The following is a 20,165-nucleotide window of genomic DNA, read 5'->3' on the forward strand; positions in this document are numbered from 1 at the left end:
TTGCATTGGGGCCGCGCGCGCGCTGCCCTTCCCCCCCCGGGGCGGGGGGGGGTCGCGCGCGCACCGGCGCGCGGGGGGGGGGGGGAAGCCGCACAAATGGTCTCAACATCGATCCGACGCGCCGCCGCGAAAAAGCTGAGAGCCAACACCACGCCGCACGAGCGGATGCTATGGCGCGCACTCAAGGAAGTCCCGCTCGAAGGCTCGCACTTCCGCCGCCAAGCTCCAATCGGTCCCTACGTCGTCGACTTCTTCTTGCCAGCCAGGCGCCTCATCATCGAGTTAGATGGCGGACACCACAACGAAGACAATGAGACCAAGCGTGACCTCGTGCGCCAACGCTGGCTTGAGAATGAGGGTTACAGCGTCATCCGCTTTTGGAATTCGGAGATCGCTGCCGACCTGACTGCCGTGCTCGAACGCATCTATGTCGAGTTGTACGGGTCGCGCGAGGCAGAGACAGAACCCTTGAAACATCGCCGCCGGTAGCCACCCTTGTTTACCCTCCCCTGGAGGGGCAGGGTCGCTACGCATGCAGCGAAGCGAAATGCGTGGCGGGGTGGGGTGACAGACCATCCGCAGATGCGGTGCTCCCGTATGAACAGCGGCGTTCGTTCTGTCGACCTAAGCGAGACCACCTTTGTGGCTTCACCCCACCCCGCCCGCGCTCTGCGCGGTCGACCCTCCCCCTCCAGGGGAGGGTAAGCGAGAGCGAGCCTTGACCTTCCGCCTCCAATCCGCTCCCTTTGGCGCGACACAATGATCCCTCCAGGGAAAAAGCCAGAACGCCAAGGTAAGCCGCCATGTCTTTCGTCCTCGCCATCGACCAGGGCACCACCTCCTCGCGCGCGATCGTGTTTCGCAGCGACATTTCCATCGCGGCGAAGGCGCAAGCCGAATTCCCGCAGCATTTTCCGGCTTCGGGCTGGGTCGAGCACGAGCCGGAGGACATCTGGACCTCGACCGTGATGGTGTGCCGCGAGGCGATCGAGCAGGCCGGCATCACCGCAAAGGACATCGCCGCGATTGGCATCACCAACCAGCGCGAGACCACCGTGGTGTGGGACCGCGCCACCGGGCAGGCCGTGCACCGCGCCATCGTCTGGCAGGACCGCCGCACCGCCGACATCTGCGCGAAACTCAAGGCAGAAGGCCGCGAGCCCGTGATCTCGCAGAAGACCGGCCTGATCATCGATCCCTATTTTTCCGGCACCAAGGTGGCCTGGATCCTCGACCACGTCCCCGGCGCGCGGGCGCGCGCCGCCCGCGGCGAATTGATGTTCGGCACCGTCGATTGCTATCTGCTCTGGCGCCTCACCGGTGGCAAGGTGCACGCAACCGATGCCACCAACGCCTCGCGCACGCTGCTGTTCAACATCCACACCGGCCAGTGGGACGACGAGCTTTTGGAGATCATCGGCGTGCCGCGTTCGATGCTGCCCGAGGTGAAGGATTCCTCCGCCCGCTTTGGCGAGAGCACGCCGGACCTTTTCGGCGGCCCCATCGCGATCTCCGGCATCGCCGGCGACCAGCAGGCCGCGACCATCGGCCAGGCCTGCTTCCGCCCGGGCATGATGAAGTCCACCTACGGCACCGGCTGCTTCGCGCTGCTCAACACCGGCACCACGCCCGTGGTGTCGAAGAACAAGCTGCTCACCACCGTCGCCTATCAGCTCGGGGGAAAACGCACCTACGCGCTCGAAGGCTCGATCTTCGTGGCAGGCAGCGCGGTGCAATGGCTGCGCGACGGCCTCGGCATCATCAAGCACGCCGCCGAGACCGGCCCGCTCGCCGATCAATCCGATTCCATGCAGAGCGTCTATCTCGTCCCCGCTTTCGTCGGCATGGGCGCGCCCTATTGGAATCCGCGCGTGCGCGGCGCGCTGTTCGGCCTCACCCGCAACACCGGTCCCGCCGAGCTCGCCCACGCCGCCCTGGAAAGTGTCTGCTACCAGACTTTTGACCTCTGGGCGGCGATGCGCGCGGACTGGCCGAGCTCGGAAACCGCGAGCGTCGTGCTCCGCGTCGACGGCGGCATGACGGCGTCGGACTGGACCATGCAGCGCCTCGCCGATCTGCTCGACGCGCCGGTCGACCGCCCCGTGATCCAGGAGACCACGGCGCTCGGTGCCGCCTATCTCGCCGGCCTCAACGCCGGCGTCTATCCCGAGCCGACCAAGTTCGCCGACAATTGGCGATTGGAGCACCGCTTCAAGCCGAACATGAGTGACGCCACGCGGCAGCGGAAGCTCGCGGGATGGGCGCGCGCGGTGAAAGGCGTGCTGGCGAGCGATGAGGGGGAGGGGTGAGACTTGCTTACCGAACGCGAGATACTTGATGAGATCGATAACATTATCAGACACGACCAAGTTCACGGCTCTGCACACGTAAGCAGGCAGAGCGGCCGAAAGATTTTTGATTCATTGGCGCTTCCGGACAAGCTCTCGCGCTACATAAGAGAGTCGCGGCAGTCATCGTTGTCTGAGTTCTCTAAACTGACGGGCATAAGCGCGCAGACTCTTAGTTCGATCCTAAATGGCCGGAGCATTACCGAAAACATGCTCTTCCGCCTCCGGACCGGGCTTGAGTACGCAATTCAGCATCCGGGCCTTTCAGTGGTCGGGGACCGTGGCGATGTATTTCTTGGCGATTGGCGGACGACGGACACAGAAGGTATACAATCGGTTATCAACAACGTCGCCCTTCATCTCGTTGCGCTCAAGAGAGCGATTGAGACAAGCAATAGCTTGAATGGAGGAAATTCTCCGATAGACGCAATTCAGATTGCACAGCTTGTTGCATTGCTTGAGTCAACACTCGCCGCGATCAAGGCGCCGCTTGTTAATGTGCGGGAGACCAGCGGATTCTTTCGATGGTTACGTACGCTCGGAAAGCGAGCCGTTGAAAAAGGCGTCGAGGAGGGCGTTTCAGCGGCAATTCACAAAGCGGTAGATGCTGGCGGCGATTTGCTAGACAACTTAGAAGAGGGGTCTGTGATATCTGATTTGGGAAGTATTATAACGTAGTACTAATTCGCGCCGAACTACAGAACGGAGCTTATCACAAGAGGCCGAATGACATTCCAAATTGCTTTTAGGTCGGATCGACTAGGGTGAAAGTTGGCATTGTGGACATATTGATGCATTGAATGCGCCGATACGATCGGCTTGTCCCCTTCAAATTTCCGAATGATGCTTCGGCCCTTTACGTCGATAAAGCCGCGATTAAGCATGGAGTCTGCGACAGCGGAAACTCTCTTTGCGAATGGATCGTTCGGTCCGAAAACAATGCCTTGTGCCCTAGCGTAATGATTGATGGCGATCTCCAGCAGAACGCGCATCAGAACAGCAATCGCGTTGTCGTGTTCATCGAACTCCAGGTTGAACTGCAGCTCGCGCCATATCTTTTCCGCCCGCTCCAGCGGAGGAAATTTCACGAAAGGATTTTCGTCCGCTCGTGAGATCAGATTTCTTTCCTTGGATGCGCGACGCCTTTGCGCAGCCGGAGGCGGACCGTGGGGAGACGCTTCGGCCTTTTGTCCTTGGCGGGCCGGGACATTGTCAATCGACATTCCTTCGCTTTTTAGGCGGTCAAGGTACTGCCCCTTTTTCTCGTTATTCCATAGGTCGCCTAGCACAACGCGACGGTTACTCAAGTCGGTGGCGATACGCTGCAAAGTGGCGAGGTTGTCGGCCCTATTACCCAAATATGCGAGTGAGCCGCCAGCGAACGAAATCCCAGCTCGCCTCCGAATTGGTTCGGAGCTCAGAAGCCGTTCTATATTCGACCAAGGAAGTGCGGCCTCTGGAGGCAGCAAATTCTCAGATTTCAGAGCTTTCTCTATTGTCTCACCTAGCCCAATACTTTCCTTACCAGTTCGTTGTAAGAAGTTCGATTTCCCCTCCGGGTCCCATTGGCTTTGACCAACGCCTTCTTGACTGCCCGTGTGTCGCCGAAAGAGCTTTTCATCAATCACCGATAGGTCGTTCTCGATCTCGCAGTCAATCGTTGTGAAAGCATCGAGAACCTCTTCAGAAGATAGTTCAAGAAAGAACTCTTTCCATTTTGCGCTGGGCGCTAGGTCAGGATTTGCTAGGAGCTTGATGCAGCAAGTCCTGCGATTACCATCGAACACCGTGTAGGTATCGCGATCTTGACGAACAAGCGGATTTTCGTAGAGACGTTTCGTCCGCGCTAAATCGGTCGCGAGAGCGCGCATATGCATAGTGCGATTTTCAAGCAACCAGTGGATAGCCGCCGGTTCATCTCGCAGCGCACCATGTCTGTCATTGTGTGGATTAAGCCGAAGGCTCGATATTTCAATAGGAGCGATTTTTTCCATCAACTCACCCGAGCTAAGAACAAAATATCCCTCAACCTTGAATTGCTCTTAGACCGACGTCAAGTCAGCGGTACGCCAATCACCGTCTCTCAAAACTCCTCCGGCCGGTCGGGCGGTCCTGGGCGGCACCGATCATCGGCAGCGGGATCGATATCAGGATCAGTCCGCGCGGTCGCGTCATGTCATTCCCAATTAGCTATCGAAACTCACCGCCGTAGTGTTGGCGCCGCAAACCAGCACCGCAACCATTTCACCGGGTGACGGACGATAGCGCCCGGAGAGCAGCGCGGCAAAGGCGGCCGCGCCGCCGGGCTCGGTCACCAGGCGCAGGCCTGACCACAAGGCGGCTTGCGCCTGCCGGATCGCATCGTCGCTGACGAGGACAACGCGCTCGACATGGGCGCGTGCAATGGGAAACATCAGTTCACCGACGCGCCGCGGCGCAAGGCTGTCGGCGGCGATGCCGCCGGCCGGCGCATCAATCGGAGCGCCTGCCTCGAACGCGCTGTGCAAGGTCGGCGATTGCTCCGGTTCGACCGCGACGATGCGCGTCCGGCCGGCGAACCACGCGGCAATGCCACCGATCAGTCCGCCGCCGCCGACCGCCACCAGCAGCGTGTCGATGCCGGGCGCGTCCTGTTCCAGCTCCAGGCCGACGCTGCCCTGGCCGAGCAGGGTCTCGGCCTGGTCGTAGGTGCGCGCCAAGCGCATCAAGCAGTGGACGATGTACAAGCGCAACGAGACCGCGATCGCCGCCATCAAGCGCTCGATCCAGGACGGCCTTTGAGCGCGCGGCACGTGCCCTTTCGAGTGATGCTGCCGCGGGCGCTGTTGCAACCGGCGCAATGCTCCATTTCCAAGATCTTCCTTGCGCGGCAGCGGTCTTGTCGTCGACACTGATCGGCCCTGCCGTGTCCAACCATTGGGAAGAGCGAGAACGATGTTCCTGATCGGCCAATATGATTCCCCCTTCGTCCGCCGCGTCGCCATCGCGCTGAAGCTTTATGGCCTCGGCTTCGAGCACAAGCCGTGGTCGACCTTCGGTGATGCCGACAGAATCGCGCCGTATAATCCGCTGCGCCGCGTGCCGACGCTGGTGCTCGATGACGGCGAGGCGCTGATCGAGAGCACGATCATCCTCGATTATCTCGACGAGCTCGTTGGTCCCGACAAGGCGATGCTGCCGCGCAGCGGCGCCGAGCGGCGCAAGCATTTGCGCATCTGCGCGCTCGCCTCCGGCCTCGGCGACAAGGCGGTGAGCCTGCTCTATGAGCGCGTGCTGCGGAAGGAGCAGCTTGCGCTGTGGGTCGAGCGCTGCCAGGCGCAGATCGCGGACGTGCTCGCCGTGCTGGAGGCCGAGCGCGCCAAGGTGACGACGCCGTACTGGCTCGCGACGCGCATCGGCCATGCCGACGTTGCAGTCGCCTGCGTCGTCCGCTTCACCCGCGAGGCGCATCCGCAGCTGTTCGACGCGTCACGCTATCCTGCGCTGAGCGCGCATGCCGAGCGCTGCGAGGCACTGGCGCCGTTCAAGGAGATCGTGCAGCCGCTTGCGCCGCCGAAGGGGTGAACGCGCGGCGTCGATCCTACTCCCGCGTACAGGGCTTAGGCTTGCCGCTGGGAGAATCCAGAAGGATAGGATATGGCAACAGCCTTATGCCGAAGAACAGTTGCGAGCCGGCCACCTTGTCGTCCGCTCCCTGGTGTGCATCGAGGTCAAGCTTGGCTGCGATCTCGGATGTCAGCTTGGCCCGTTCCTCCATCGAAACCTTGTTGTGATATTTGATCTCGTAGACGACGTCGGCCTCGAGGACGGACCGGGTCTGGCACACGACGCCGCCGCTCGAAATGTTCTGAGTGACCGCGTCCGCGCATTCGGCCTTCAGCAACGCATTGCGCGTCGACATCAGCGACTCGTCGGAAACAAGCAGAATGTTGGCGTTCTCGAGCTTGAGGTGGATCGAATCGACCTGCTGCATGCCGGCGACGGCGGATAGCTTGTCCCTAACCTGTGCGGACACGTCGAGATTCTTCTCCAGCGATTGCTTCAACTCCCGGTCCACAGTCGGCGATTTCTGGATCTTGCCGGTCAGGAGCGCGGGATCGACATCGCAAGTCGGATGCAGCTCCAGCCGGCCGTTGCTCAGATACTCAATCGTGTTGATGGTGCCAGGGCCGCCGAACGTGCTCGGCGGCACCACCTCAAAATATCCGGTCTCGGAGAGGATGGCCGTGATCGTCTGCTTCTTTCGCGGGAATCCCGCCCAGGCTGCGATCATCACCAGTCCCACCGCGACAAAAACTCCGCTAGCAAGCCAAAACGATTTGCGGCCGGCTACTTTCCCGGACAGCACAGCTGATTTCGTTCGCCGCATGGCACGTAGCCTTTCGGACAGTCCGCCGCGGCAATCGTGGGCAGCACGACAAGAGTGATCGCAGCGACGAACAGTGCAATGACGTGTTTCATGTTCGATCCCGAGCAAACCACCGGTTTGAAGGTAGTACGCCGAGAGAGTATCGAATCTAGGTTGAGCGGCAAGTGATCCAGTTCACACCTCCGGTTCCCGCGCGAACACAAGCCGGTGATGCGAGCTGTGGGACTGCAATCCGTCTTGATCGTGTACGAGTGCGCTCAATGCGCGCACGCTAGGACCACTCGCACCGTAGCGCGAGCGTTGCCAGAAGCTGGATGCGTTTGAGATCGTGCCGCCGCTGGTACGACAACGACGTGACTCGCATCGCGAAGTGCGAAACTGGCCCGGCAGGCGATGGTGAATTGTTACAGGTGTTTTGCCCGACGGGTCAAGCATGCTGGCGGTCGTGGTCCCGTCGTCGACGATTTCGCTCGGCCCTGCAGTTCCGATAAAATTGTTCAGGCCTTTCAACCCCATCCCTACTGTGCATGGGGTTGTTTTTTCATTTTTTTGGTGATGGTCGGGCGCGCTACTCACCCTGACGTCGTCCCGGCCTAGCGCGCAATTGCGCGCGGGGGGCCGGGACCCATAACCACAGGATGTTGTGTGACGAAGATTGGTTGTTCGGTCTACGACCGTCCGCGATCGCGAGATCACGCGGTATGGGTCCCGGCCTTCGCCGGGACGACACCGTGCGCCTACCCCGCCCCTGCGCGCTTCTTCTGCCAGACCAGGTGCACCGCGCAGGTGCAGCCCGGCGGATGCGAGGCGAGGTCTTTCGGCATCTCGTCATTCGCCGGTGTTGCCGCGAAGGCCTTGTCGGTGCCCTGCTGGGAGGGAATGTAGTTCAGCACCGGCGCGAGCCAGCGCTCGGTCTCCGCCTCGCTCATCCCCTTGCGCGCGGCGTAGTCCTCGACCTGGTCGCGCTCGATCTTGCCGACGCCGAAATAATAGCTCTGAGGATTGGCGAAATAGAGCCCGGACACGGATGAGCCCGGCCACATCGCAAAGCTCTCGGTCAGCTTCACGCCGGCGGTCGCTTCTGCATCGAGCAGCGCGAACAGCGTCGCCTTCTCGGTGTGATCGGGCTGCGCGGGATAGCCGGGCGCGGGCCGGATGCCCTGATACTTCTCGAGGATCAGCTCCTCGTTGGTGAGCGCCTCGCTAGGTGCATAGGCCCAGAACTCGCGGCGGACGCGGGCATGCATGCGCTCGGCGAAAGCTTCGGCGAGGCGGTCGGCCAGCGCTTTGCACAGGATCGAGGAGTAGTCGTCATTGGCTTTTCTGAAGCGGTCGGCGACGACGTCTTCGCCGATGCCGGCGGTGACGACGAAGCCGCCGACATAGTCGGGTACGCCCGTGCCGGTAGGCGCGACGAAGTCGGCGAGCGCGGCATTGAAGCGGCCCTCGCGCTTCTCGAGCTGCTGGCGCAGCGTGTGCAGCGTCGCAATGCTCTTGGTCCGGCTTTCATCGGCATAGAGCACGATGTCGTCACCTTGCGCATTCGCCGGCCAGAATCCGATGGTCGCACGCGCTCGGAACCACTTCTCCTTCACGATGGTGTCGAGCATCTTGCGCGCATCGTCATAGAGCGAGCGCGCGACCTCGCCGACCTTGGCGTCGTCGAGGATGGCGGGGAAGCGTCCGGCGAGCTCCCAGGTCTGGAAGAACGGCGTCCAGTCGATGTAAGGCACGAGCTCGGCGATGTCGTAGTCGTCGAAGCTGCGGATGCCGAGGAAGGTCGGCTTCACCGGCTGGTTCGCAGCAAAGTCCACCGGCACCCGGTTGGCGCGCGCGTCCGCCAGCTTCAGCCGTTTCTTGTCGGCCTGCGCGCGCAGATGCGCCTCCGAAATCTTCGCGTATTCGGCGCGCACCTCGGCGGCATAGGCCTCGCGCTTCTCCGGCGAGAGCAGCGCCGAGGCGACGCCGACGGCGCGGCTGGCGTCGTTGACATGCACCACCGGACCGGCGCGATAGCTCGGGTCGATCTTCACCGCGGTATGCACGCGGCTGGTCGTGGCGCCGCCGATCAAGAGCGGCAGCTTCAGGCCTTCGCGCTGCAATTCGCCGGCGAAGAATGCCATCTCGTCCAGCGAAGGCGTGATCAGGCCGGATAGCCCGACGATGTCGGCCTTCTCCGCCTTCACGGTCTCGACGATCTTTGCCGCCGGCACCATCACGCCGAGGTCGATCACCTCGAAATTGTTACACTGCAGCACGATGCCGACGATGTTCTTGCCGATGTCGTGGACGTCGCCCTTCACGGTCGCGAGCACGATCTTGCCGGCGGACGAGGAGCCTTCGGTGCCAATGCCACTGGCGAGGTTGCGCGCCTTCTCTTCCTCCATGAACGGCATGAGGTAAGCCACCGCCTGCTTCATCACGCGCGCGGACTTCACCACCTGCGGCAAGAACATCTTGCCGTCACCGAAGAGATCGCCGACGACGTTCATGCCGGCCATCAGCGGGCCCTCGATCACGTCGAGCGGCCGCGAGGACAGTTTGCGGGCCTCTTCGGTGTCCTGTTCGATGAATTCGGTGATGCCATGGACGAGCGCGTGGCTCAGCCGCTTCTCCACCGGCCATTCGCGCCAGGCGAGATCGGCTTCCTTAGCTTCCGTCTTCTTGCCGCGGAATTTTTCCGCGAGCGCCAGCAGGCGCTCGGATGCGCCGGCATCGCGATTGAGGACGACGTCCTCGCAGGTCTGGCGCAGCTCGGGGTCGATGTCGTCATAGACGATCATCTGCCCGGCATTGACGATGCCCATGTCCATGCCCGCCTTGATGGCGTGATACAGGAACACCGAGTGCATGGCCTCGCGCACCGGCTCGTTGCCGCGGAACGAGAACGACAGGTTGGAGACGCCGCCCGAAACGTGCGCGCCCGGCAGGCTCTGGCGGATCCAGCGCGTCGCCTCGATGAAGTCGACGCCGTAATTGTTGTGCTCCTCGATGCCGGTCGCGATCGCGAAAATGTTGGGATCGAAGATGATGTCCTCGGGCGGGAAGCCGACGCGGTTGACCAGGATGTCGTAGGCGCGCTTGCAGATCTCGGTCTTGCGCGCGAACGTATCGGCTTGGCCGACCTCGTCGAACGCCATCACCACGACGGCCGCGCCATGGCGGCGCGCGATCTTGGCCTCGTGAATGAACTTGTCCTCACCTTCCTTCATCGAGATCGAATTGACCACCGGCTTGCCCTGCACGCATTTCAGGCCGGCCTCGATCACCGAGAATTTCGAGGAATCGACCATCACGGGAACGCGAGCGATGTCGGGCTCGGCGGCGACGAGGTTGAGGAAGGTCACCATCGCCGCTTCGGAATCGAGCAGGCCCTCGTCCATGTTGACGTCGATGATTTGCGCGCCGTTCTCGACCTGGTCGCGCGCGACCTGCAGCGCGGCGGTGTAGTCGCCGGCGGTGATCAGCTTGCGGAAGCGGGCCGATCCCGTGACGTTGGTGCGCTCGCCGACATTGACGAAGGGAATCGCATCCGTCAGCACAAACGGCTCGAGGCCGGAGAGCCGCAAGCGCGGCGCGATCTCCGGCACGATGCGCGGCTTGTGCGGGGCCACCGCGGCGGCAATCGCCGCGATGTGATCCGGCGTGGTACCGCAGCAGCCGCCGACAATGTTGACGAGGCCGTCGCGCGCGAACTCGCCGATCAGGCGCGCCATGTATTCCGGGCTCTCGTCATACTGGCCAAACTCGTTCGGCAGGCCGGCATTGGGATAGGCACACACGAGCGTGTCGGCGACGCGGCCGATATCGGCGATATGCGCGCGCAGGTCTTCGGCGCCGAGCGCGCAGTTGAAGCCGATGGTAACAGGCTTGGCGTGTCGCACCGAATTCCAGAACGCTTCCGGCATCTGGCCCGAGAGCAGGCGGCCGGATTTGTCGGTGATGGTGCCTGACACCATCACCGGCATGTCGATGCCGCGCTCTTCGGTGATCTCGGCGATCGCGTAGAGCGCCGCCTTGGCGTTGAGCGTGTCGAAGATGGTCTCCACCAGCAGCAGATCGACGCCGCCGTCGATCAGGCCGCGGATCTGCTCGCCATAGGATTTGCGCAGGTCATCGAAGGTGACGGCGCGATAGCCCGGATTGGAAACGTCGGGCGAGATCGAGGCGGTGCGGTTGGTCGGTCCGATGGCACCGGCGACGAAGCGCGGCTTGCCGTCCTCAGCCTCGACGCGCCTTGCCGCGTTGCCTGCAAGGCGGGCGCCTTCGCGCGCCATCTCGTAGACGATGTCGGTGAGGTCGTAATCGGCCTGCGCGATCGAGGTCGTCGAGAAGGTGTTGGTGGCGACGATGTCGGCGCCGGCACGCAAATAGGCGGCGTGGATGTCCTCGATCGCCTGCGGCTGGGTCAGGATCAACAAATCGTTGTTGCCGCGCAGGTCGCGATGAAAAGTCTTGAAGCGCTCGCCGCGGAAGGCGGCCTCGTCGAGCTGGAGATTCTGGATCATCGTGCCCATGGCGCCGTCGAGCACGAGGATGCGTTCGCGCGCGGCATTCAGCAGGGCAGTTCGCTTGGGAGAGGTGGCTACGGTCATCTGATCTTACGCAGCTTTCTGCGCGCTCTTGGCGCGAATGCCGAGCAAATGGCTGATCGCGAACACGAGATCGGCGCGGTTCATGGTGTAGAAGTGGAAGGTGTCGACGCCGTGCTTGGCCAGCTTCTGCACCTGGCCGGCCGCAACGGTTGCGGCCACCAGCTTGCGGGTCTCGGCGTCGTCGTCGAGGCCTTCGAATTTCGCGGCGAACCAGTCCGGCACGGTGGTGCCAGCGCGGGTGACGAAGGCTCTCGCCTGCTTGAAATTGTGCATGGGCATGATGCCCGGCACGACCGGGATGTTGATGCCGCGGGCGCGGACGCGGTCGAGGTAGCGGAAGTAGAGGTCGTTATCGAAGAACACTTGGGTGATCGCGCGCGTCGCACCCGCATCGACCTTGGCCTGCAGCGTGTCGATGTCGGCGTCGAAGTCGCGCGCCTCGGGGTGCTTCTCGGGATAGGCCGACACGCTCACTTCGATATCGCCATGCCGCTTCTTGATCCCCGCGACGAGCTCGGCCGAGCTCTGGTAGCCGTCGGGATGGCTGAAGTAGGGCGTGCCGATGCCGCCAACGGGATCACCGCGCAAGGCCACGATGTGGCGCACGCCGACCTCGTGATAGCGGTCGACGATCTCGTCGATCTCGCCGCGCGATGCGCCGACGCAGGTCAGATGCGCCGCCGGCAGCAGCGCGGTCTCTTTCAGGATGCGGGCGATGGTGGAATGGGTGCGCTCGCGGGTCGAGCCGCCGGCGCCGTAGGTCACCGAGACGAATTTCGGGTCGAGTGGGGCGAGCCGGTTGATGGTGTCCCAAAGATTCCGCTCCATCTCCTCGGTCTTGGGCGGAAAGAACTCGAAGGAGATCGTAGGCCGCTTCAGGTGCGCGTCTTGCCCGTTGGCCTTACCAGGCGTCGTCACGTCAGTCATGGCACCACTCACTCCAATTTCAGGCGGCGATCCGTCTACTTGGGAGACCTAAAATACGGCAAAGGCCGTTTGATCGACAGCCCATCGATGATGGGAAATTGCCCACTACGGGGTGAACAGAAGGAATTTCGTTGCTATTTGCGATCTTGGTGGGAAAGAGGTGGGAAGGCTATAATATGTTGATATAAAACGAATATTTTCGATAACTGCTCTTCAGCGATCCGATTCTGCCGGTGGGCAAATCGAAATTAGTTATACAGAAGCAACATTTGTCCCAACTAGAAGTCTCAGGGTGCCCGCCGGTCCGTACACGTCAGGCCTGCGCAGCCTGCCGTTGCCGCTGCCCGGCACTCCATTACGTTAACGCGCCATGATCCCGCTCTCAGTCCTCGACCTCTCGGTCGTCACCACCGGCACCAAGCCTGCCGCGGCGCTGCGCAACAGCATTGATCTGGCGCGCCATGTCGATGGGCTCGGCTATGTCCGCTACTGGCTCGCCGAGCATCACAACCTCGCCTCCGTCGCGAGCCCCGCGCCCGACGTGATGATCGGGCAGATCGCGGCGGTGACGAAACATATCCGTGTCGGCTCCGGCGGCGTGATGCTGCCCAACCACGCGCCGCTGGTGGTGGCCGAGCGCTTCAAGATGCTGGAGGCGCTGTTTCCTGGTCGTATCGACCTCGGTCTTGGCCGCGCCCCCGGCACCGACGGTGCCACCGCCTATGCGCTGCGCAGCCGGCTCGACCGCCGCGAGGGCGACGATTTCCTGGAGCGGCTGCACGAGCTGATTTTGTGGGAGACCCGCGAATTCCCCTCGGGCCACCCCTACAACAATGTCGTCGCCATGCCCGACGACACCAGGCTGCCGCCGATCTGGCTGCTCGGCTCGAGCGATTATTCCTCCGAGCTCGCCGCACAGGTCGGCATGGGCTTCGCCTTCGCCCATCACTTCGCCTCACACGATGCGATCGATGCGATGGTGCATTACCGCAACCGCTTCCAGCCCTCGGCCTGGCGCGCCCGCCCGCACGCAATCCTCGCGGTCGCGGCCATCACGGCCGACACCGATGAGGAGGCCGAAAGGCTCGCCAGCTCCTTCGACCTCAACCGCCTTCGCCGCGACCGCGGCCAATATCTTCCGCTGCCGAGCGTCGAGGAGGCGCTGGCCTATCCCTATACGGATGCCGAGCGCATCTCGATCCTCCGCAACCGCTCGCGTCTCTTCGTCGGCAGCCCGGAAACCGTGCAGAAGAAACTTCAGCCGCTGATCTATGCGAGCAAGCCGGACGAGCTGATGGTGATCACCGCCGTGTATGACCACGAGGCGCGGAAGAAGTCGTATTCGCTGCTGGCGGAGGCGTTCGGGCTGGCGAAAAGCGCGGCTTAAGGCGTCGTCCCGGCCTAGTGCGCAATTGCGCACGGGGGCCGGGACCCATACCGCGGAATCTTTCCGCGGAAACTCGATTTCAGAGACCTTCCGCAACAACGCGCAGCCGTGGTTATGGGCCCCGGCCTTCGCCGGGGCGACCTCTAATCCTGCGCCTCGCTGAACGTCGCACGGAACGGGTGTCCCGGATACACCCCGACGATGCGGAATTCGCGCGAGAAGAATTTCAGCTCCTCGATCGCGAAGGCGAGGCCCTTGTCATCGGGATGGCCGTCGACGTCGGCGTAGAACTGCGTGGCGAAGAAATTGCCGTCGACCATGTAGCTTTCGAGCTTGGTCATGTTGACGCCGTTGGTGGCAAAGCCGCCGAGCGCCTTGTAGAGCGCGGCCGGCAAATTGCGCACCCGGAAGACGAACGTCGTGACCAGCGGGCCCGAGCCTTGCGCGGCCCATTTCGGCTCGCGCGCCAGTACCACAAAGCGCGTGGTGTTGTGGGCCTCGTCCTCGACGTCCTCGGCGAGGATGTCGAGCCCATAGATCTTCGCGGCGAGGCGCGAGGCGATCGCCGCGACGGTCTTGTCCTTGCGCTCGGAAATGTCGCGGGCGCTGCCGGCGGTGTCGGCGTGCACAATCGGCTTGATGCCGAGCTTGCGGATGATGCGGCGGCACTGTCCGAGCGCATGGACATGGCTCTCCACGCTCTTGATGTCTTCTAGCTTGGTGCCCTTCACCGCCATCAGCTGATGCCGGACCGGCAGGAACCATTCGCCGATGATGAAGAGGCCGGAGGCCGGCAGAAGGTGATGGATGTCGGCGACGCGGCCGGCGACCGAATTCTCGATCGGGATCATGCCGAGATCGGCATCGCCCGACGAGATCGCCGACAGCGCGTCCTCGAAGGTGGCGCAGGGCATCGGCTCGGCGTCGGGATAGGCTTCGACGATGGCGATGTGGGAATTGGCCCCAGGCTCGCCCTGGAATGCGATTTTCAGCTTGCTCATGATCGGCCTTGTAACAGCGGCTCAGGATTTGGAAAGGATGCTACGCGCGGTTTCGAGATCGGGCGGCGTATCCACGCCACGTGGCACGCTGTCGACAATCATGATGTCGATGCGCATGCCGGCTTCCACCGCCCGGAGCTGTTCCAGGCTCTCCTGGCGCTCCAGAGCCGATGGCGGCAGCGACACGAACCGTTCCAGCGCGGCGCGACGGTAGGCGTAAAGGCCGATGTGGTGGTAACGCGGTCCGTTGCCGTATGGGGCTGTGGCGCGGGTGAAATAGAGTGCCCGTAGCCGCCTCGGCCCGATCGGCGAGCCCACAGCCTTCACGACGCTCGGGGCGAGATCCTCCTCCTCGGTGTGGATCTGCGAGGCCAAAGTCACGATATCGACCGCAGGCTCGGCAAAGGGTGGCAGCACCTCGCGGATGGTCTGGGGCGTGATTGTCGGGAAGTCGCCCTGGAGATTGATCACGATCTCGGCCTTGCCATCCGGATCGAGCTTTTGCATGGCCTCGTGGATGCGGTCCGAGCCCGAGGGGTGGTCCGGGCGGGTCATCACCGCCTCACCGCCATGGGCGGTCACCACGGACGCGATCTCCGGCGTGTCGGTTGCGACCGCGACCCGGCCGATTGCAGCGGCTTCTGCGCGGCGCAGCACATGTACGATCATCGGCAATCCAGCGATATCGGCGAGCGGCTTGCCGGGCAGGCGGGTGGCGGCCATGCGGGCCGGGATCAGCACCAGGATGCGGGGATCGATCATTGGGTCAAGGGCCTGGAAACGGTGCGTTTTCCGCGCCGAGAAATGGAGTGGGGACGGGCTGAAAGCCGGGTCGCTTATACGGGTTGCCAGACCCCGGGCAAACCGATATCTCAATGGCAAAACTCGGGGAAACAATAAGGAACGTTTTGATTCTCCCGAGGCTCGTCCTGGCGGCCGCTTGGGCCGCTGTTTCCTTGTTGCGGTGGGGCCTGGCCGGAAATGGACTCTTTCGAACTCAATAAGATTCTCGGTGCCGTGCTCGGCACCTGTCTCGTTCTGCTGGTGACGAGCTTCACCGCCCAGGCGCTATTCTCCCCCAAGATGCCGGAAAAGCCGGGCTTCGAGATCGCGGTCAAGGAAGATGCCAGCCACGGCAAGGAAGGCGGCGCCGCCGCTGCAGCCTCTTCCGAGCCGATCGAAAAGCTGCTCCAGACCGCCTCCGTCGAAAAGGGCGCGGCGGCTGCCAAGAAGTGCGGCGCCTGCCACACCTTCGAGAAGGGCGGCCCGAATCGCGTCGGTCCGAACCTCTATGGCGTCATTGGCGAGCCGAAGGGCGAAGGCCGCGGCTTCAACTTCTCGGCTGCCATGAAGGCCAAGGGCGGGACCTGGACGTTCGACGACCTCAACAAGTTCATTGCCAATCCGAAGGGCTTCGTCCCTGGCACCGCGATGGGCTTCGCCGGTATCCCGAAGGATTCCGAACGCGCCGACGTCATTGCCTATCTGAATTCGCTGTCGGAGCATCCGCAGCCGCTGCCGACGGCATCGAAGTAAGGCGTCGAAAACCTATCTTGGAATACGCGGCCAGGCTGAAAAGCCTGGCCGTTTCCGTATCCGGGCCTCGCGGCGACGTTATCGGGGCTTTTGGCCGCATCTGAGAGGCAGTCCGGGCTTCCAAGATGAGGAAAAAGCAACATATTCGGTCGAAACCTCGCCTATATTGGGAACTTAAAGGAGTAGCCTCCTTCAAGACAGGAATGTTGATTTGGCCATCACCCGACGCGATCTCCTGCTCACCGGCACTGCGGCCGCAGCGCTCCCCGCCCTCGGTTCCGTGGGCAGCGTTTCCGTCATCGGCACGGCACAGGCGCAATCGGGTGAGCTGCCTGGGCTTCCCTGGCGCCATGCGCTGTCGCTGTTCGGCGACATCAAGTATCCCGCCGACTTCAAGCGCTTCGATTACGTCAATCCGGATGCGCCCAAGGGCGGCGTCGCCCGCCTGATCTCGATCGGCACCTTCGACAATTTCAACCTCGCGGTCGCCGGCATCAAGGGCTCCCTCGCTCCAGCCGCGGCGATGATATACGAAACGCTGATGACCCGGGCGCAGGACGAGGTTGCGACCGAGTACGGCGAACTTGCCGAGGCCGCACAACATCCGGACGATTTTTCCTGGGTGATCTATCGTTTGCGCAAGGAAGCCCGCTGGCATGACGGCAAGCCGGTGACGCCGGAGGACGTCATTTTCTCGCTGGAGACGTTCAAGCAGCAGAGCCCGATGTACGCGTCCTATTATCGCCATGTGACCAAGGCGGAGAAGGTCGGTGAGCGCGACGTCAAATTCAGCTTCGACGGGCCGGGCAACCGCGAATTGCCGACCATCGTCGGCGAACTGATCGTGCTGCCGAAGCATTGGTGGGAAGGCACCGACGCGCAGGGCCGCAAGCGCGATGTCAGCGCGACCACGCTGGAGATTCCGCTGGGCTCCGGCCCATACCGGATCAAGGAATTCGTGGCGGGACGCTCGATCAAGCTGGAGCGGGTGAAAGATCATTGGGGTGCCAATCTCCCCAGCCAGATCGGCACCAACAATTTCGACGAGCTGCGCTTCGAGTTCTTCCGCGACAACATCGTGGCGCTGGAAGCCTTCAAGGCCGACCAGGCCGACTGGATCGCGGAAAACTCCGCCAAGCAGTGGGCGACGGCCTACGATTTCCCCGCGGTCGCGGAGAAGCGGGTGATCAAGGAAGAATTTCCGATCAACGATTCCGGCCGCATGCAGGCCTTCGTCGTCAACATCAGGCGCCCCCAGTTCAAGGACGCGCGGGTACGGCGCGCCTTCAACTATGCCTTCGACTTCGAGGAGATGAACAAGCAGCTCTTCTTCGGTCAGTACAAGCGCATCAACAGCTATTTCGAAGGGACGGAACTTGCCGCGACCGGTCTGCCCAAGGGAGAGGAATTGCAGATCCTCGAAACCGTAAAGGACAAGGTGCCGCCAGAGGTTTTCACCACGCCTTACCAGAATCCGGTCGGCGGCACCCCGGAGGCCGTGCGGGCCAATCTGCGCGAAGCGGCAAAGCTGCTGAAAGAGGCCGGTTTCGAAGTGCGCGACCACAAGCTGGTGGACGCCGCGGGCAAGGTCCTGACGGTCGAAATCCTGGTGCAGGATCCCTCATCCGAGCGGATCGCATTGTTCTACAAGCCGTCACTGGAGCGGATCGGCGTCAATGCGTCGGTTCGTACGGTCGATGATGCACAGTACCAGAACCGGTTGCGCAGCTTCGACTTCGACATGATCATCGACCAGTGGGGCGAGTCGCTCTCGCCGGGCAACGAGCAGCGAGAGTTTTGGGGCTCGCAGGCCGCCGACATGCCTGGTGCGCGCAACACCATCGGCATCAAGAACCCTGCTGTGGATGCCTTGATCGAGAAGGTGATCTTCGCCAAGGATCGCGCTGGTCTCGTCGCCGCCACCCATGCGCTCGATCGCGTGCTGCTCTGGAATTTCTACGTGGTGCCTCAGTTCACCTATCCGTTCGCACGCTATGCCCGTTGGGATCGCTTCAGCCACGCCGAGCCAATGCCGAAATATGGACGGTCTGGCCTGCCGACGCTGTGGTGGTATGACGCCGAAAAAGCGGCGCGGAACGGAAAACGCTCTTGAGGGAGCCTTTGCGCATGGCGCAGCTTTCACGCCGGCATGTGCTTGCCCTGGGTGTCGCCGGCGCGCTCGGCGCCGCCTGGCAGCGCGGCGCAACGGCGTCGGAAAGGCCGACCGAGGCCCACGGGATCTCGGCGTTCGGCGATCTCAAATATCCCGCCGATTTCCACCATTTCGATTATGTCAATCCGGGTGCGCCGAAGGGCGGCACGTTCTCGCTCATCCCGTCGGTGAAATCGTATAATCAGTCCTACCAGACCTTCAACTCGCTCAACGCCTTCATCCTCAAGGGTGACGGCGCGCAAGGCATGGACATGACGTTTGCGCCGCTGATGGTGCGGGCAAATGACGAACCGGACGCAATGTACGGGCTCGCCGCCAGATCCGTGCAGATATCGCCCGACAAGCTTGTCTATCGCTTCACCATGCGGCCCGAGGCGAAATTCCATGACGGCAGCAAGCTCACCGCGCACGACGCAGCGTTTTCGCTGACGGCGCTGAAGACCAAGGGGCATCCGCTGATCATCGTGCAGATGCGCGACATGGTCAGTGCGGAAGCGATCGACGATGCGACGCTCGTCGTCACCTTCGCCAAGGGGCGCGCACGCGACGTCCCGCTCTATGTCGCGGGCCTGCCGATCTTCTCGAAGACGTATTATGCGTCCCGCCCGTTCGACGAGTCGTCGCTGGAGGTTCCGCTCGGCTCAGGTCCGTACAAGGTCGGCAGGTTCGAGGTCAATCGTTACATCGAGTTCGAGCGGGTCAAGGACTGGTGGGCCGCCGATCTGCCGGTTTGTCGCGGCAGCTACAATTTCGACGTTGTGCGCTACGAGTTCTATCGCGACCGCGACGTCGCCTTCGAAGGTTTCACCGGCAAGAACTATCTCTACCGCGAGGAGTTCACCTCGCGCATCTGGGCGACGCGCTACGACTTTCCGGCCGCCAAGGACGGTCGGGTCAAGATGGAGGTCGTGCCCGACGATACGCCGTCCGGTGCGCAAGGATGGTTCATCAACACACGGCGCGATAAATTCAAGGACCCTCGCGTGCGCGAGGCCCTGATCAATGCCTTCGACTTCGAGTGGACCAACAAGACCATCATGTACGGCGCCTATGCCCGTACGGTGTCGCCATTCCAGAACTCGGACCTCATGGCCGGCAACGGGCCTCCGTCGCCGGAAGAGCTGAAGCTGCTGGAGCCGTTCCGCGGCCAGGTTCCCGACGACGTGTTCGCGGCGCCCTTCACGCCGCCAGTCTCCGACGGCTCCGGGCAGGACCGCAGCCTGTTGCGCAAGGCGCAGCAATTGCTGAACGAGGCCGGCGTATCGATCAAGGACGGCAAGCGGGTGCTGCCGAATGGCGAGATCTTCAGGATCGAGTTCCTGCTGGACGAGCCCTCCTTCCAGCCGCACCATGCGCCCTACATCAAGAACCTGGGGACGCTCGGCATTGAGGCGAGCGTGCGCGTCGTCGATGCCGTGCAGCACAAGGCGCGCCAGGAAGATTTCGACTTCGACATGACGATCCAGCGTTTCAGCATGTCGGCGACGCCGGGCGATGCCATGCGCGCGTTCTTCTCGTCGCAGGTTGCCAACACCAAGGGCTCGTACAATCTCGCGGGCGTCGCCAGCCCGGCGATCGATGCCATGATCGAGAAGATCATGACGGCCGACAGCCGCGAGGAATTGACGATCGCCTGTCGCGCCTTCGATCGCCTGTTCCGCGCCGGCCGCTATTGGGTGCCGCAATGGTATAACAAGACGCACCGGCTGGCGTATTGGGATCAGTTCAGCCATCCCCAGAAGCTGCCGCGTTACGCCAACGGCGTCGGTGCTCCCGACATCTGGTGGCATGATGGCGCCAAGGCGGCCAAGCTCGAGCAGGCGAAATAA

The 20,165-nt window shown here is 62.6% G+C and carries 14 protein-coding genes and 1 pseudogene; 8 read left to right on the plus strand and 7 right to left on the minus strand.

What is annotated here, in order from left to right; genetic code table 11:
• The first annotated feature begins 96 nt into the window (after positions 1 to 96).
• The 3 genes from AAE027_RS33065 to AAE027_RS33075 all read left to right on the plus strand — a co-directional run bounded on the left by AAE027_RS33065 (position 97) and on the right by AAE027_RS33075 (position 3,026).
• Positions 97 to 489 (plus strand): endonuclease domain-containing protein, encoded by a 393-nt coding sequence (locus tag AAE027_RS33065; RefSeq protein ID WP_370987954.1) that lies wholly within the window; start codon positions 97 to 99, stop codon positions 487 to 489.
• Positions 490 to 803: 314 nt separating this feature from the next.
• Positions 804 to 2,309 carry a glycerol kinase GlpK gene (gene glpK, locus AAE027_RS33070; protein ID WP_370987955.1) on the plus strand — a complete coding sequence of 502 codons (1,506 nt, stop codon included), beginning with the start codon at positions 804 to 806 and terminating at the stop codon, positions 2,307 to 2,309.
• A gap of 3 nt (positions 2,310 to 2,312) precedes the next feature.
• Positions 2,313 to 3,026: a helix-turn-helix domain-containing protein gene (locus AAE027_RS33075; RefSeq protein ID WP_370987956.1), complete on the plus strand. Its 714-nt coding sequence runs from the start codon at positions 2,313 to 2,315 to the stop codon at positions 3,024 to 3,026.
• A gap of 17 nt (positions 3,027 to 3,043) precedes the next feature.
• On the opposite strand, the gene AAE027_RS33080 is transcribed toward AAE027_RS33075, so the two are convergent.
• Both AAE027_RS33080 and AAE027_RS33085 read right to left on the minus strand, forming a co-directional pair.
• Positions 3,044 to 4,342 carry a hypothetical protein gene (locus AAE027_RS33080; RefSeq protein ID WP_370987957.1) on the minus strand — a complete coding sequence of 433 codons (1,299 nt, stop codon included), beginning with the start codon at positions 4,340 to 4,342 and terminating at the stop codon, positions 3,044 to 3,046.
• 192 nt (positions 4,343 to 4,534) lie between these two features.
• Positions 4,535 to 5,035 (minus strand): annotated as a pseudogene (locus AAE027_RS33085) (pyridoxal-phosphate dependent enzyme); the annotation flags it as partial.
• Positions 5,036 to 5,282: 247 nt separating this feature from the next.
• Here AAE027_RS33085 and AAE027_RS33090 point away from each other — a divergent pair.
• Positions 5,283 to 5,912, plus strand: a complete 630-nt coding sequence (locus AAE027_RS33090; protein WP_370987958.1) for a glutathione S-transferase family protein — start codon at positions 5,283 to 5,285, stop codon at positions 5,910 to 5,912.
• A gap of 16 nt (positions 5,913 to 5,928) precedes the next feature.
• Here the strand turns inward: AAE027_RS33090 and AAE027_RS33095 are convergent, their stop codons facing one another.
• The 3 genes from AAE027_RS33095 to metF form a co-directional block, all read right to left on the minus strand.
• Positions 5,929 to 6,825 (minus strand): hypothetical protein, encoded by an 897-nt coding sequence (locus AAE027_RS33095; RefSeq protein ID WP_370987959.1) that lies wholly within the window; start codon positions 6,823 to 6,825, stop codon positions 5,929 to 5,931.
• A 629-nt stretch (positions 6,826 to 7,454) separates the two neighbouring features.
• On the minus strand, positions 7,455 to 11,312 hold the full coding sequence (gene metH / locus AAE027_RS33100; RefSeq protein ID WP_370987960.1) for a methionine synthase: 3,858 nt from the start codon (positions 11,310 to 11,312) through the stop codon (positions 7,455 to 7,457).
• Between the two features lie 6 nt (positions 11,313 to 11,318).
• Positions 11,319 to 12,239: a methylenetetrahydrofolate reductase [NAD(P)H] gene (metF, locus tag AAE027_RS33105; RefSeq protein ID WP_370987961.1), complete on the minus strand. Its 921-nt coding sequence runs from the start codon at positions 12,237 to 12,239 to the stop codon at positions 11,319 to 11,321.
• 370 nt (positions 12,240 to 12,609) lie between these two features.
• Here metF and AAE027_RS33110 point away from each other — a divergent pair, with 370 nt between their 5' ends.
• Positions 12,610 to 13,626, plus strand: coding sequence for an LLM class flavin-dependent oxidoreductase (locus AAE027_RS33110; protein WP_370987962.1), 1,017 nt, complete (start codon positions 12,610 to 12,612; stop codon positions 13,624 to 13,626).
• 143 nt (positions 13,627 to 13,769) lie between these two features.
• Here AAE027_RS33110 and AAE027_RS33115 read toward each other — a convergent pair whose 3' ends face one another.
• Entirely contained in the window at positions 13,770 to 14,627 is an 858-nt protein-coding gene (locus AAE027_RS33115; protein WP_091890345.1) for a prephenate dehydratase, read from the minus strand.
• A gap of 21 nt (positions 14,628 to 14,648) precedes the next feature.
• Positions 14,649 to 15,389 carry a 3-deoxy-manno-octulosonate cytidylyltransferase gene (locus AAE027_RS33120; protein ID WP_370987963.1) on the minus strand — a complete coding sequence of 247 codons (741 nt, stop codon included), beginning with the start codon at positions 15,387 to 15,389 and terminating at the stop codon, positions 14,649 to 14,651.
• Between the two features lie 219 nt (positions 15,390 to 15,608).
• Between AAE027_RS33120 and AAE027_RS33125 the strand changes: the two genes are divergently transcribed.
• From AAE027_RS33125 to AAE027_RS33135, 3 genes are all read left to right on the plus strand, one after another.
• Positions 15,609 to 16,163 (plus strand): c-type cytochrome, encoded by a 555-nt coding sequence (locus AAE027_RS33125; RefSeq protein WP_370987964.1) that lies wholly within the window; start codon positions 15,609 to 15,611, stop codon positions 16,161 to 16,163.
• A 211-nt stretch (positions 16,164 to 16,374) separates the two neighbouring features.
• On the plus strand, positions 16,375 to 18,276 hold the full coding sequence (locus tag AAE027_RS33130; RefSeq protein ID WP_370987965.1) for an extracellular solute-binding protein: 1,902 nt from the start codon (positions 16,375 to 16,377) through the stop codon (positions 18,274 to 18,276).
• Between the two features lie 14 nt (positions 18,277 to 18,290).
• Positions 18,291 to 20,165 carry an extracellular solute-binding protein gene (locus AAE027_RS33135; RefSeq protein WP_370987966.1) on the plus strand — a complete coding sequence of 625 codons (1,875 nt, stop codon included), beginning with the start codon at positions 18,291 to 18,293 and terminating at the stop codon, positions 20,163 to 20,165.

The organism is Bradyrhizobium sp. DN3 (genome assembly GCF_041357655.1).
Lineage (GTDB): Bacteria > Pseudomonadota > Alphaproteobacteria > Rhizobiales > Xanthobacteraceae > Bradyrhizobium.